This is a genomic window from Streptomyces violaceorubidus, from assembly GCF_000717995.1.
Classification (GTDB): Bacteria; Actinomycetota; Actinomycetes; order Streptomycetales; family Streptomycetaceae; genus Streptomyces; species Streptomyces violaceorubidus.
The window spans coordinates 24,870-37,846 of sequence record NZ_JODM01000016.1 but is presented as its reverse complement, the minus strand read 5'-3'; the positions used below and the strand labels follow the sequence as shown (position 1 = coordinate 37,846).

At 73.2% G+C, this 12,977-nt stretch carries 12 protein-coding genes; 7 read left to right on the top strand and 5 right to left on the bottom strand.

Translation table 11 applies throughout. The features are described from left to right. Positions 1-6: 6 nt before the first annotated feature. Together IE94_RS0119845 and IE94_RS0119840 are read left to right on the top strand one after the other, a co-directional pair. On the top strand, positions 7-1,392 hold the full coding sequence (locus tag IE94_RS0119845) for an NsdA family TPR-like regulatory protein (RefSeq protein WP_030186150.1): 1,386 nt from the start codon (positions 7-9) through the stop codon (positions 1,390-1,392). Positions 1,393-1,603: 211 nt separating this feature from the next. Then, positions 1,604-3,283: a hypothetical protein gene (locus IE94_RS0119840; RefSeq protein WP_030186149.1), complete on the top strand. Its 1,680-nt coding sequence runs from the start codon at positions 1,604-1,606 to the stop codon at positions 3,281-3,283. Positions 3,284-3,323: 40 nt separating this feature from the next. Here the strand turns inward: IE94_RS0119840 and IE94_RS0119835 are convergent, their stop codons facing one another. Further along, positions 3,324-4,640, bottom strand: coding sequence for an ABC transporter substrate-binding protein (locus tag IE94_RS0119835; protein ID WP_030186148.1), 1,317 nt, complete (start codon positions 4,638-4,640; stop codon positions 3,324-3,326). A gap of 116 nt (positions 4,641-4,756) precedes the next feature. Here IE94_RS0119835 and IE94_RS0119830 point away from each other — a divergent pair, with 116 nt between their 5' ends. Both IE94_RS0119830 and purU read left to right on the top strand, forming a co-directional pair. Further along, complete coding sequence (locus tag IE94_RS0119830; RefSeq protein WP_030186146.1) at positions 4,757-5,257, top strand: SCO4402 family protein; 501 nt, start codon at positions 4,757-4,759, stop codon at positions 5,255-5,257. Between the two features lie 46 nt (positions 5,258-5,303). Continuing rightward, positions 5,304-6,197, top strand: a complete 894-nt coding sequence (purU, locus tag IE94_RS0119825) for a formyltetrahydrofolate deformylase (RefSeq protein WP_030186143.1) — start codon at positions 5,304-5,306, stop codon at positions 6,195-6,197. Positions 6,198-6,360: 163 nt separating this feature from the next. Here the strand turns inward: purU and IE94_RS0119820 are convergent, their stop codons facing one another. After that, a complete protein-coding gene (locus IE94_RS0119820) occupies positions 6,361-7,683 on the bottom strand; it encodes a zf-HC2 domain-containing protein (RefSeq protein ID WP_030186141.1) in 1,323 nt (440 codons plus the stop codon). Continuing rightward, positions 7,680-8,273: a sigma-70 family RNA polymerase sigma factor gene (locus IE94_RS0119815; protein ID WP_030186140.1), complete on the bottom strand. Its 594-nt coding sequence runs from the start codon at positions 8,271-8,273 to the stop codon at positions 7,680-7,682. The genes IE94_RS0119820 and IE94_RS0119815 overlap by 4 nt, the downstream gene beginning before the upstream one ends. A 329-nt stretch (positions 8,274-8,602) precedes the next feature. Between IE94_RS0119815 and IE94_RS0119810 the strand changes: the two genes are divergently transcribed. From IE94_RS0119810 to IE94_RS0119800, 3 genes are all read left to right on the top strand, one after another. Next, complete coding sequence (locus IE94_RS0119810) at positions 8,603-8,983, top strand: STAS domain-containing protein (protein WP_003974572.1); 381 nt, start codon at positions 8,603-8,605, stop codon at positions 8,981-8,983. 172 nt (positions 8,984-9,155) lie between these two features. Continuing rightward, positions 9,156-9,668, top strand: coding sequence for an EF-hand domain-containing protein (locus IE94_RS0119805; protein ID WP_030186137.1), 513 nt, complete (start codon positions 9,156-9,158; stop codon positions 9,666-9,668). Between the two features lie 502 nt (positions 9,669-10,170). Beyond that, the gene (locus IE94_RS0119800) at positions 10,171-10,647 is read left to right on the top strand and encodes an ATP-binding protein (protein WP_030186135.1); all 477 of its coding nucleotides are present in this window, start codon (positions 10,171-10,173) and stop codon (positions 10,645-10,647) included. Positions 10,648-10,952: 305 nt separating this feature from the next. On the opposite strand, the gene IE94_RS35830 is transcribed toward IE94_RS0119800, so the two are convergent. After that, positions 10,953-11,939: a GlxA family transcriptional regulator gene (locus tag IE94_RS35830; protein ID WP_425337975.1), complete on the bottom strand. Its 987-nt coding sequence runs from the start codon at positions 11,937-11,939 to the stop codon at positions 10,953-10,955. A 54-nt stretch (positions 11,940-11,993) separates the two neighbouring features. Continuing rightward, positions 11,994-12,767 (bottom strand): helix-turn-helix domain-containing protein, encoded by a 774-nt coding sequence (locus tag IE94_RS0119790; RefSeq protein ID WP_030186129.1) that lies wholly within the window; start codon positions 12,765-12,767, stop codon positions 11,994-11,996. Positions 12,768-12,977 lie beyond the last annotated feature (210 nt).

The window sequence follows — 12,977 nt, the reverse complement described above, 5'->3', positions numbered from 1 at the left end:
TACGCCATGGCCGCAAGGCCTCTCGTCGCGCGGCAGCCGAACGAACGACTGCAGGCGCTCATTCAGGAAGCGGGCTGCTCGAACGCGGGCCTCGCCCGCCGGGTCAACGTGTGCGGGGTCGAGCACGGTCTCGACCTGCGGTACGACAAGACCTCCGTGGCCCGCTGGCTGCGCGGACAGCAACCGCGGGGCCGGGCACCGGCGATCATCGCCGAGGCGCTCGGACGCAAGCTCGGCCGCACGGTCACGATCGACGAGATCGGCATGGCCAACGGCAAGAACCTCGCGTCCGGCATCGGCCTCCAGTTCTCGCCGACGGTACTGGGAGCCATCGAGCAGGTCTGCGAGCTGTGGCGCAGCGACGTGGGGCGCCGGGACTTCCTGTCGGGTTCCTCCGTCGCCGCCTCGGCGCTCGTCGAACCCAGCCGGGACTGGCTGATTTCCGCCCCCGATCCGCAGGTGTCGCGTTCGGCGGGGCCGCGGGTGGGCCAGTCCGACGTGGCGGCCGTACGGGCGATGACCCAGGCCCTGGTGGACCTGGACCACCAGTACGGCAGCGGGCACGTGCGCCCGGTCCTCGTGCACTATCTGAACAGCGTCGTCTCGGGGCTGCTGGCCGGCTCCTACCGGGAGGCGGTCGGACGGGACCTGTTCGCCACCGTCGCCCGCCTGACCGAACTGGCCGGATACATGGCCGTGGACACCGGCCAACCCGGCCTCGCCCAGCGGTACTACATCCAGTCGCTGCGGCTCGCCCAGGCCGCCGGGGACCGCGGCTACGGCGGGTACGTCCTCGCCGCCTCCATGAGCCACCTCGCGGCGCAGCTCGGGAACCCGCGCGAGATCGCCCAGTTGGCGCGGGCGGCGCAGGAGGGCGCACGCGGGCGGGTGACGCCGCGCGCGGAGTCGATGTTCCACGCGGCCGAGGCCCGCGGCCACGCGCTCCTGGGCGACGTACGGGCGGCCCACGAGGCGGCCGGGCGGGCGGTCGGCGCGATGGAGTCGGCCGATCCGGCCGCCGGGGACGACCCGGTGTGGATCGCGCACTTCGACGAGGCCTATCTCGCCGACGAGTTGGCCCACTGCCACCGGGACCTGGGCCAGGCGGACGCGGCCGCCCGCTACGCACGGCAGTCCCTGGAGGGGCACCCCGAGTCACGGGCGCGCAGGCGGGCCATCGGCCATGTGCTGTTGGCCACGGCGCAGGTGCAGCAGCGCGAGATCGAACAGGCCTGCAACACGGCGACGAAGGCGGTGGAACTGCTGGAGACGCTGCGCTCGAACCGGGGCGCGGAGTACCTGGACGACTTCCAGGCCCGGCTGGAGCCGTACCGGGAAGAAGCCGTGGTCAGGGAGTTCGGCGCCCGGCTCGACCTGCAGGCCGCCGCGTGAACGGGCGGGGCGCGCAGGGGTGAACAGGGGTGAACGGGGGTGAAACTCCGCCGCGGTGGGCGGAAGGGGACATCAACAGCGCGCCGCGGCCCGGTTTTGTTACTGCTGTCACAGGGAAGGAGTTGACGCCCCGGGCGGCGTGGCAGTGGGCTCGGGGGACCCGGTAGCGTGAGCCGACGATTCCGAAGGTCCCCCATTCGTAGGAGTCCCGGTGACGCAGAGTGGACAGGGCGAGGAGCCCTCGCCGCGGCAAGCGCGCGAAGGCATCGTGCTGCCCTCGGACGGTGGCGAGCCCTTGCTGCCCGGTCTGGCCGGCACTCCCGTCGGCCCGCAGGCCGGTGGCCCGGCGCCCGCCTCCGCACCGCCCGGTGGCCAGGCCTGGGACCGGCCGTGGGGGCCCGGGCAGCAGCAGGACCCGTCCCCCGGCCAGGGCTGGCCCACCCCGGCCGACGCCCAGCCGTGGGGCGCGCCGCAGACACCGCAGCAGTCCGCGCCTCCGCAGGCCTGGCCGCCCGCGCAGGGCGCCCCGGCACAGACCCCCGGGGCCCTGCCGCCGCAGGCCGGACCCGGCCCGCTGCCGCCGGAGGGTGCGCAGCCGCCGTCGTACGGGACACCGGCGGGCGACCCGTCCTACGGCGCACAGCCGCCGTACGGGCAGCAGCACCGGCAGCACGAGCAGCACCAGCCGTACCAGCAGCACGGTGGGGGCCTCGCGCCGCTGCCGCCCGCCGACGAGGGCGCGACGCAGTACCTGCCGCCGGTCGTGCCGTCCGCCGACGAGGGCGCCACCCAGTTCCTGCCGCCGGTCCCGCCCGCGGGGCCGGGGGCGCTGCCCCCGGAGATGCCCGCGCAGCCGCACGCCGGTGACGCGACGCAGTACCTCGGCCAGGCGCCGGGGTACCCCGCGGCGCCCGCGGCCGGGCACCAGCCCGCGCCCCCGGCACCCGCGCCCCATCCCGACGCCGAGGCCACGCAGTTCATCGCGCCCGTGCCCGGCGGCCCCGCCGGCGCCCCGTTCGGCGCCGGGCCGGGCGCCGACGAGGGGCGTCAGCCGCCCGCCGAGTTCGACAACCTCTTCCGCGGCGCCCCCGGTGCCGACGGCCCGGCCTCGGCCACGCAGCAGATGCCCCGCTTCGACGCGCCGCAGGCGCCGTACCCCGGCGGTCAGCCCGGGTACGCCCCGCAGGGCGCGGTCGGCGGTGGCGGCGGCAGGCGGCGCGGGAACGACGACGGCGGCGGCCGGAGCGGCCGCGGTGGGCGCAGCGGTTCGCGGCTGCCGCTCCTGGCCGCCGTCGGTGTGGGCATCGCCGTCGTCGGGATCGGCGCCGGCGCGATGATGGCCGGCGGGGGAGAGGACGAGGACAAGGGCGGCAACCAGACGGTGTCCGCCACCGCCCCCGTCTCCGAGTCCGCGTCCGCCCCGGCCTCGCCCTCCGCCGACCCGGTCCGGCAGCAGGCCGTCGAGCTGGACAAGCTGCTCGCCGACAGCGGCACCGGCCGCACCACGGTGATCAACGCCGTGGCGGACGTGAAGACCTGCGACAACCTCTCCCAGGCGGCCAAGGACCTGCGTGAGGCCGCCAAGCAGCGCAGCGGGCTGGTCGACAGCCTCTCCAAGCTGTCGGTGGACCGGCTGCCCCGGCACACCGAGCTGACCGCCGCGCTCACCAAGGCGTGGCAGGCCTCGGCGTCGGCCGACAACCACTACGCCGCCTGGGCCGACCGGACGGCCGGCAAGAAGGGCTGCAAGAAGGGCAGGGCCGCCACCCAGCCCTCGGAGGCCAACCGGGCGAGCGGCACGGCCAGCAAGGAGAAGGCCAAGGCCGCGGCGCTCTGGAACGCCATCGCCAAGGAGTACGGCCTGACCGAACGCGGCCCGACCCAGCTGTGAACCGGCCGGCTCCCTTGCGGGGGCCGGCCGGCGGGGCGGGCTAGGCCACGTCCGCGTTGCGCAGGGTGCGGGTGGTGTCCACGGCGCCCTGGCGGGCCGAGACCAGGCGGCCGTCCCGGACGAGCTGGAGGGTGACGTCGGCGTTGACCAGGCGGGGGAAGCCGACCGAGGCCAGCTTGTCGGCGAACGTCCACCGGAGGTCGGGAGTGAGCCCGCCCGTGCCGACCTCCAGGCCGTCGTCGAGGGCCCGCCGTACGGTGTCGGCGCTCACCTCGCCGTCGCCGAGCGACTCGACGACCTCCTTGAAGACGGTGTACGCGATCCAGGTGGTCTGCACTCCGGCGTCCGCCGCGTCGACGTTGTTGTCGCCGAACGCCTGCTCCTTGGTCAGCTTCTTCATCGGGTCCCAGGCCGGGTCGCCCACCGCCGGGTACCAGCCGGTGACGTACGCCCCCTCGTAGGGCCCGGACGCCCCGCCGCTCGCGTTGATCGTCGTCTGGTCGACGCTGCCGAGCACGGTCGCCGTCCGCACGTCGGGACGGCCCTCGCGGGCCCGCCGGAAGGAGTCCATGAAGGTGCCGGTGCGGTCCCCGAGGACGGGCACCACGCACCCCGGCTTCCCCTGGCCGGCGCCCTCCCGGGCCAGTGCCCGGCCGGCCTGGTCGTCGTAGGCGGTGGCGTCCTCGGCGGCCCGCTGGTCGTGCGAGCGCTCGTGTCCGCCCGAGACCAGCCCCGAGTCCAGCAGCGCGGGCAGCTGGTCGCCCGCGATCGTGTCGGGGCGGACGAGCGTGACCGGCCCGCAGGAGTGGGCGAGCGCGCCGCCCAGCCCCGCGAGCAGCGCCGGCTGGCCCCCGTTGACCGGGTACGACAGCGGACTGGTGAACTCCGTGTTGGTGAGGCCGTACCCGCCGATGTAGGGGATGCGGGCGCCCTCCAGGACGGGGAAGAAGGAGTCGGCGTACTGGCTGTAGGAGCCCACGACGGCGACCGCGTCCTCCTTGACCGCGCGGCGGGCGCACTTCGCGGCGGCCACGCTGTCGTTGTGGTCGTTGCAGGTCAGGACGTTGAGCTTGCGGCCGCCGAGGCCGCCCTGGCCGTTGACCCAGCGGGCGTAGGCCTGGGCGAGGGCGGGCATGCCGGGCTTGTTGGTCGCGCCGGTGTCCTGCGGGGCCCAGGTCATGACGGTGATCGGGCCGTCCCCGGAGCCCCCCGTGGCACCGGGGACGACCCCGCAGCCGGCGGCGAGTGACGCGCACGCCACCAGCGCGCCCGCGGTCAGGGCGCCGGTGCGGGTGGCCCGGGAGCGGCCGCGGAGGCCGCCGGGACATGTGCTGCGATGGGGTCGCCTGCCGGTCATGTACCGGCACGATTCCGTCACCCGGCCAACCCGGGAGTGACCCGTGGTCAACGCGCGGTGACGCGGAGGTGAATTGCGGGGGCCGGCGGGGCGCGGGGAAGAGGAACGTAGGATCGATGACCGTGCAAGGTTCGGAGAACTCTTCCCGTCGCGGCCGTCGCTCCACCACCATGGGCGGCATGCCACTCAACGACATGCCGTGGTGGCGCTGGCGCAGTCAGGTGCGCTCCGCGCTGCACATGCTCTCCGCCCCCGCCTTCCAACGGGACGTCTGGCTGGCCGGCGTCGACGGCTACGGAGACGTCACCGACGCCGTGTACCGGCTGGTGGAGGACACCTGGCTGGACCACTGGTCGGCCGAGAAGTACGTGGGCACGGTCTTCCGCGACTCGCAGGAGGCGGCGCTGGTCGACACCGCCGTGCTGCGGGTCCTGCGGATCATGCACCAGGTGGGGCCGGACGCGCCGGTCACCGCGTACCTGGAGCACACCGACTGGCCGGAGGCGGTGCGGGCGGCGCGCGACGCGCACGTACGGCTGGCCAGCAGCGACGGGGAGGACCCGGAGGCCGAGCCGCGCACCCTTGAGGTGCTGCGGATCCTGACCCGGTCCGCCTGACGGACGGCACGCGGCCCGGAGGGCCGGATATGGGACCCTGTGCTGCATGAATCCGCAGTCCTCCGCCGCCGTCCCCCCGGCCGACGTCCCGGCCGACCAGTACGTCCTCACGCTGTCCTGCCCGGACAAGCAGGGCATCGTGCACGCCGTGTCGAGCTACCTCTTCATGACCGGCTGCAACATCGAGGACAGTCAGCAGTTCGGGGACCACGACACGGGTCTGTTCTTCATGCGGGTCCACTTCTCGGCCGGCGAACCGGTGACCGTGGACAAGCTGCGCGCCAGCTTCACCGCGATCGGCGACGCCTTCCACATGGACTGGCAGATCAACCGGGCCGACGCGAAGATGCGCATCGTGCTCATGGTGAGCAGGTTCGGGCACTGCCTGAACGACCTGCTCTTCCGCGCCCGGATCGGCGCGCTGCCCGTGGAGATCGCCGCGGTGGTGTCCAACCACACCGACTTCGCGGAGCTGGTGGGGTCCTACGACATCCCCTTCCACCACATCCCCGTGACCAGGGACACCAAGCCGGAGGCCGAGGCCCGGGTCCTGGAGATCGTGCGCGAGGAGAACGTCGAACTCGTCGTGCTGGCCCGCTACATGCAGGTCCTCTCGGACGACCTGTGCAAGGCGCTCAGCGGCCGGATCATCAACATCCACCACTCCTTCCTGCCGAGCTTCAAGGGCGCGAAGCCCTACCACCAGGCGCACGCGCGGGGCGTGAAGCTGATCGGCGCGACCGCGCACTACGTGACGGCCGACCTCGACGAGGGGCCGATCATCGAGCAGGAGGTCGAGCGCGTCGGCCACGACGTCACGCCGGACCAGCTGGTGGCGATCGGGCGGGACGTGGAGTGCCAAGCGCTGGCGCGGGCCGTGAAGTGGCACGCCGAGCGGCGGATTCTGCTCAACGGTCGCCGGACGGTGGTGTTCGCCTAGCGGGACGGGGCCTTCTCTCTCGTCGGCGGCCGCGGGTGGTGGGTGGTTCTCGCGCAGTTCCCCGCGCCCCTCGAGGGGCGTTCACCGCACGCCCTCAAGGGGCGCGGGGAACTGCGCGACCAGCCACGACGCACCCGCGGCCGGACGAAACAGTGACCGCTCCCTACAACCGGCTCAAGCTCGCGGCAGCGAACAGCACGTCCCGGATCGCCTCCCGGTCGCCCACCTGACCCGCCGCGGCCTCCACCGGAGACACATGGCCCGCGGCCAGCCGGCAGAACTCCACGCCGTCCAGGGCGACATGGGCCACCTCGTGGTCGGTGGAGCCCACCGCGCCGGGGGAGTCCAGCGGGATGAGCCACTCGCCGCCGCCCGAGCCCTCGATCTCCAGCCGTAGACTGCGTCCCGGCTCGCCCGCGGCGACCAGGTGCGGACGGTGGGCGGGCGCGGCCAGACCGGCCCGGCGGCGGGCCGCGAGGGCGCCCGGCAGCATCCGGGCGGCGAGGTCGATCATGCCGTTCAGATGCCGTGCGGACGGCGGCTCGTAGGGATAGTCCACCGCCTCCGCGATGTCCTCCGCGTGCACCCAGCACTCGAAAGCCCGGTCCAGCATCGCGTCCCGCAACGGCAGCTCGAAGTCGCCGTACGAGACCGGCAGCCCGCCCGCGTCGCCGGTGAACGCCACCGTCCGGACGATGCTGTGACTCTGCTCACGCCAGGGCGCCCGCACCGCGCGGGTGGGCGGGTAGTGCGAGGCCCGCCAGTACGCCTCCGTGCGCGCGGCCGGTGCGCGGGTGGGCGCGGTGATGTCGCCCAGCGGGTCGTCCAGGCCCAGGGCGACGGCGACCGTCCCGTCGACCGTCAGCAGGTGGGCGATGACCCCGGCGACGGTGGTGCGGCGGCTCGCGGTGTCGTCGCCCTCGAACCAGCGCAGCCGGACCGGGGCGTGCCACTCCGCGTCCCCGAAGTCCTGGAGCAGCGCGTCGAGGCGCGCGGTCTCGGCGTCGTAGGAGGTGGCCCACCCGGGCACCGGGATGCGGGGTGGGCGCCGCTCCAGGCAGCCGTCCAGGACCCGGGTGCGCAGGGCGGGGTCCAGATCGAGGCTCTCCGGCCGCTGGAGCAGCGTGACGGCCTCGCGCAGGCGCAGGGCTTCGTCGGCACAGGCCTCGCACTGCCCGAGGTGCTCGTCGACGGCCGCCGCCTCCTGCGCCGAGCAGGCGGCCAGCGCCCAGGCACCGAGCAGCGACGTCAGCACCTGGTGCTCCAGCGCGACCGGCGCCGGGTCGGGCAGCACCCGCCCGCCGTCCTCGACGGAGGCACGGGGCAGCGGGATACGCGCCCCGGTGCCGGTGCTCTCGGCTGCCCCGTGCTCGCCGTGCTCGCCGTGCTCGTCGTGCTTGCCGTGGTCGTCGTGCTTGCCGTACTCGCCGTACTCGTCGTGCTTGCCGTACTCGCCGTTCCCGTCGTCCTCGTCGTACGCCTTCATGCCGCACCCCCGTATTCGGGCGGAGCCCCGGGCGGGTGCGGGGCGGTGCCGGCGTCGCGGGCGGTGGCCAGCAGCTGGAGGCCGAGGCGGAGGCGGCGGCGGGCCTCGTCCTCCGTGACGCCGAGGTCGGCGGCGGTCTGGCGGTAGTCGCGGCGCTGGAAGTAGGCCAGCTCCAGCGCGGCGCGCAGCGGAGCCGGCATGGACTGGACGATGTAGTCGGCGCGGGCGGCGACCGAGGCGTGCCGCACCTTGGTCTCCAGCTCCTCCGCGGTGCCCGGCCCGCCCCGGACGAGAGCGGCCGTCTCGGTCGCCCGCAGCCGCTGGACGGCGAAACGGTGGGTGAGCGTGGCGATCCAGGTGCGCAGGGGGCCCTGCCGGGGGTCGTAGGCGTCGGGGTGCTCCCAGACGTGCGCGAAGACGTCACGCGTGAGGTGGTCGGCGGCCCGCTCGTCGTCGAGCACCCGGTGCGCCAGGCCGTGCACCAGCGAGGCGAACCGGTCGTACAGCTCGCCCAGGGCGGCGGCCTCGCCGCGTGCGAGCCGCTGCTGCATCTTGCGGTCCCAGCGCAGTGGCACGTCCCTCTTCGCCATGCGGTCCCCCCACCCCCTCCTCGGTCCCAGCCTGCGGCGGCCCTCTCTCCGAATGTAGTCGGCACCTCCGACAGCGCACGCCCCTTTGTTCCAATGCGCGCCCCCGACGGCCCGGTGGTGATATGCACCTCCACTACCCTCTATCGTGCGACCGAATTCGATCGAACAGGATCGAAACCGTCTGAAACAAGCCACTTCCGACCGGTCTCCGTTTTCGTCGCGGCGTTTGCGGGAACGGCCGGTGGGCAGGCGCGCCGCCAAGAAACGTAAGCACGGCTTCCGTTTTCGGGTGTATCCCGAAGTTCCAGACGTTCCGACGAGGGAAGGGCATGGTGGTGACGTTCAACGTGACCGGCGGTGAGCGGGGCCAGTGGGCCGTGCTCCAGGTGTCGGGCGAACTGGACCTGGTGACGTCACCGGTGCTGCGGCAGCGCGTGCACGACGAGGTGGCGGAGGGGCGGCACAGCCTCGTCCTGGACCTCTCCGACGTCCTGTTCTGCGATTCCAGCGGCGTCGGCGTCCTCATCGCGTCCCGGCGGCTCATCCGCTCCTGCCAGGGCAGGCTGCGCCTGATACTGCCCGCCCAGGGCGCCGTCGACGGCTCCCACGTCAACCGCGTCCTCGGCGCGCTGGGAGTGCGCCGGCTCTTCGACTGCCACCCCGACCTCGCCTCGGCGACCGGCGACGAGCCGCGGCCCCTGTCCGCCTAGGCCGCGCGGCGGCGGCGGCGACGACGGCGACGGCAACGGCGAGGGCAGGGCGCGACGGCGCGGCGCTCGGCGCCCCCATCGCGGCAAGTCCCGTCCGTGGCGGCGTCCGGCGACGTACGCTCCCGGCGGGACGTACCCCCCGAACACCGACGTGAGGCGGCCGGAGAGAACCATGGTCAACAGCGAGTACGAGCGCAGGATCGCCGCGCGGTTCACCACCTTCGACCAGGACGGCAACGGCCACATCGACCGTTCCGACTTCAGCGGCGCGGCCAAGGCCCTGCTCGCCGAGTTCGGCGTCGCCGCCCGCTCCGACAAGGGGCAGGCCCTGTACGGCGGTGCCGAGGCGCTCTGGCAGGGCCTGGCCGGCATCGCGGACCGGGACGGCGACCAGCGCATCACCCGCGAGGAGTTCGTCACCGGAGCGGTCAAGCGGCTGCGGGACAAGCCGGACCGGTTCGCCGAGATCGCCCGCCCCTTCCTGCACGCCGCACTCGACGTCGCCGACACCGACGGTGACGGAGCGGCCACCGTCGCGGACACGGTGCGGGCGCTGACCGCGTTCGGGGTGCCGGAGGAGCTCGCGGGGCCGGTCGCCGCCGCGCTCGACACGGACGGCGACGGCAGGATCGGGGAGGCGGAGATCGTCCCGGCCTTCGCCCGCTACTTCACCGTGCCCGAGTAGCGCGTACCGCGGGAGCACACGCGCGGGGCGCCCGGGTGTCGCGGATCGTGGCAGGCGGCGTCACGGAGCGTTGTTGACCGCTCAGGTCGGCCGAGTGGCCCGTTACGGCCCGGAGTCGGTGCCACACTCCGGTACCTTGTGGCAGATGCGAGTGGTCGCGAGCGCCAGCCGTGCCGGAATCGCCCCCGGGGCGGCTGAGGAACCGGCGGTGTGCGCCTTGCCCCGCAGGGGGCAACGGCCGTCGCCCGCCGCCTGTTCGACTCTCCGGAACGAGCGTCGCACAGTATGCCGCACACGTACTCCTTCGCGCTGGAATATGCCCGAAGCGCTTGTTGACGTGACTGTACGTCAACCATGCTGTCCCACAGGGGATTCACGGTCCGTGATCCCTGCCCCGGCCGTTGTTCTGGCCATGCTGGAAATGGCTACGATCGTGGCCCTCATGAGGCGCGAGCCTTTGTGTCCGCCGGTTCGGATGGTGTGAGCGGTGCAGGTGCTTCAAGTGCAGCTGGAGGTCCGTCCAGACCCCTCGGAAGTGGGGCGCGCCCGGCGCTGGGCGCGCTCACGGCTCGCCGGTTCGGGGATACGTGCCGACGAACCCCTCGCCGAGACGCTGGTCCTGCTCGTCTCCGAACTCGTCACCAACGCAGTGGTGCACACCGGGCGTTCGGCGGTGCTGCGGCTGGTGCTGCCGGGTGCGGTGACCGAGGAGGGCGGGAAGGCCACCGTCCGCCTCGAAGTGGAGGACGCCAGCGACCGTGCCCCCGTGCCCCGTTGTGCGGGCGGCGAGGCGACGGGCGGCCGGGGCCTCGCCCTCGTGGACGGCCTCGCCGACCGCTGGGGCTGGAGCCGGGAAGGCACGGGCAAGCGCATCTGGTGCGAACTGGACCGGTGTGCCGTCGGCGAGGAGGCCCCGCCCGCCCGCGGGAGCGGCGGCGGCGCGGTGGCGTACGAGGGATTCGCGTACGAGGTGGTGTAACGGCCGTGCGCCGGGGTGTGCTTCCGTGCGCTTCCCCGGCGAAACGGGACGCACCCGAGGAAACCACCCTTGCCGGTTGACGGATCGTGACCGTTTCCTCACGCTTGTAGACAGCGATTCGCCGCGAGGGGACGACGAGGCCTCGGTGACGGAGCCCTCGACGAGCGTGGGTCGTGTCGGCGGCGGTTCCCTCGGGGGCGACGGGAGCCGGGCGGGAGCGCCGGAGTCGGGTGGCGGCGCGCGATGCCGTGCTCGGGGCGGACAACGCCGCGCCGCCGGCCGACGAGTCCGGGGCGGATCCCCGCTCATCCTCCACAGGCTGTGGACAACTCCGCGCGGAACGTCCGCCGGTACCCGGTCGGTGTGACCCCGAGAGCCGCCTGGAGGTGCTGCCGCATCGACTGGGCCGTGCCGAACCCCGCGTCCCGGGCGACCTGGTCGATCGAGAGCGCGGTGGACTCCAGCAGGTGCCGGGCCCGTTCGACGCGCTGCCGGGTGATCCACTGGCCCGGACTGACGCCGACCTCCTCGCGGAAGCGGCGGGTGAAGGTGCGGACCGACATCGACTCCTGGGCGGCCATGTCCCGCAGCCGGATCGGCTCGTGCAGGCGGCCCAGCGCCCAGGCGCGGGCACCCGTCGTGGACGCCTGCTGCGGATCGGGCACCGGCCGGTCGATGTACTGCGCCTGACCGCCGTCCCGGTGCGGCGGTACGACGGTGCGGCGGGCCACCTCGTTGGCGACGGCGGTGCCGTGGTCCCGGCGCACGATGTGCACGCACAGGTCGATCCCGGCCGCGACCCCGGCCGAGGTGAGCACGTCCCCGTCGTCGACGAACAGGACGTCGGCGTCCACCCGCACCTTCGGGAACAGCCGCTGGAAGTGCTCGGCGGAGGCCCAGTGCGTGGTCGCCGGGCGGCCGTCCAGATACCCGGCGGCGGCCAGTACGAACCCGCCCGTGCAGATCGCGACGAGTCGGGTGCCGGGGCGCACGAGGGCCAGCGCGGCGGCCAGTTCACCCGTCAGCACGCCCTCCTCGTGGACGGGGCCCAGCTCGTAGGAGGCGGGGACCACCACCGTGTCGGCGGTGGCCAGGGCCTCGGGGCCGTTCGCGACCAGGATCTCGCCGTCACCTTCGTGACGATCACCGGGGCCGCCGCCTTCCGCTCGCTGCCCGGCATCCTTATCGACCCGCTCCGACAGGAGTTCACGTGGTGACGCTTTGGGGAATCCAAGAATCGGTCGATCTTGCGCACCCGCCGGCTTGAGCAGTCGGGGCGGACTCGGCGCCAGGCGCCCGCACGGGGCGGCTCCCGCTGTTTCCACGCAAGGGAGCGCCCTGATCCCTCACTGCGGTGTGGTCGCGTACCGCTCGATGCTCGCGCGGCCTGTCGATCGGTCGAGTAGGCGCAGCTCCCACGGGCCCGTGTTCACACCGAAGTCCTTGCCAAACCCGACCCACTTACCTGCCATGCGTCGGCCTGTCGGCTCGATGAGCAACTGAATCGCACCGTGGTACCGGGCGCCCTGGTAGTACCCGTCAGCCGCCGTCTGCTCGGTCCACGTACCGGTGACGACGTTCCGATCAACGGTGAGATCCAGGGACAACGGGCTGTCCGGGTTGGTCGACGCTCCGGGCAGGCTCTGGGCTGTCAGCCGGTTGCCGTGCTGGACGATCACGACGTGATGCCTGCAGTCGAACGTGTCGTCTCGGCTGGACGAGTAGAACTCGTACCGGGACAGCCAGATGCCCGCGTACTCGCTCTGCGGCTCCGGCTCCGGGCTTGCGGCAGCCTCAGCCGTGCCGACTTCCCCAGCCTCCATGTCGTGGCCTCCTGCCCCGTCGGAGTGGACGCGTGCCATCGGGATCGCGAACCCCAGCGACTCAGGGGTACGGCCGGTGAACCGCTTCAGTGCCCGCGCATACAGCGGGCGGCATGTCCTGGTCTCCCCGGACTCCCAGCGTTGCACGAGTCGCTTGGAGGCGTCGTTCGGTTCCCCCAGCTCCTCGCCTGCGCCGCGTAGGCCCCGGGCGAACTCGTCTTGGCTGAGGTTCATCGACTTGCGTACGGAGGTCAGCACGTCGTTGGGGATTCGCTCGCTCTCGCCGGTAGTCGTCATGATCCGAGCGTAGCCACGTCATGCCTCCAATGACACCGGTTTGACGCCCTCGGGGTGACGCCGACATGACGCCCAAGGGACGCCCTGAACGTCGCCGCAATGGTCATGACTGGTCCGGAACATGGACGCCATGTCCATCCGCATCAGCGCTTACACGGTGAGAGCCGACGGCACGCAGGCCGAGCCACGAACCCTGTACGGGGGTGAGGG

Excerpts from the sequence above, each read along its gene's own strand:
- IE94_RS0119820 (WP_030186141.1), bottom strand. The coding sequence starts at position 7,683 with ATGAAGGCGTACGACGAGGACGACGGGAACGGCGAGTACGGCAAGCAC.
- purU (WP_030186143.1), top strand. The coding sequence starts at position 5,304 with ATGAATCCGCAGTCCTCCGCCGCCGTCCCCCCGGCCGACGTCCCGGCC.
- IE94_RS0119815 (WP_030186140.1), bottom strand. The coding sequence starts at position 8,273 with ATGGCGAAGAGGGACGTGCCACTGCGCTGGGACCGCAAGATGCAGCAG.
- IE94_RS0119830 (WP_030186146.1), top strand. The coding sequence starts at position 4,757 with ATGACCGTGCAAGGTTCGGAGAACTCTTCCCGTCGCGGCCGTCGCTCC.
- IE94_RS0119790 (WP_030186129.1), bottom strand. The coding sequence starts at position 12,767 with ATGACGACTACCGGCGAGAGCGAGCGAATCCCCAACGACGTGCTGACC.
- IE94_RS0119805 (WP_030186137.1), top strand. The coding sequence starts at position 9,156 with ATGGTCAACAGCGAGTACGAGCGCAGGATCGCCGCGCGGTTCACCACC.
- IE94_RS0119810 (WP_003974572.1), top strand. The coding sequence starts at position 8,603 with ATGGTGGTGACGTTCAACGTGACCGGCGGTGAGCGGGGCCAGTGGGCC.
- IE94_RS0119835 (WP_030186148.1), bottom strand. The coding sequence starts at position 4,640 with ATGACCGGCAGGCGACCCCATCGCAGCACATGTCCCGGCGGCCTCCGC.
- IE94_RS0119845 (WP_030186150.1), top strand. The coding sequence starts at position 7 with ATGGCCGCAAGGCCTCTCGTCGCGCGGCAGCCGAACGAACGACTGCAG.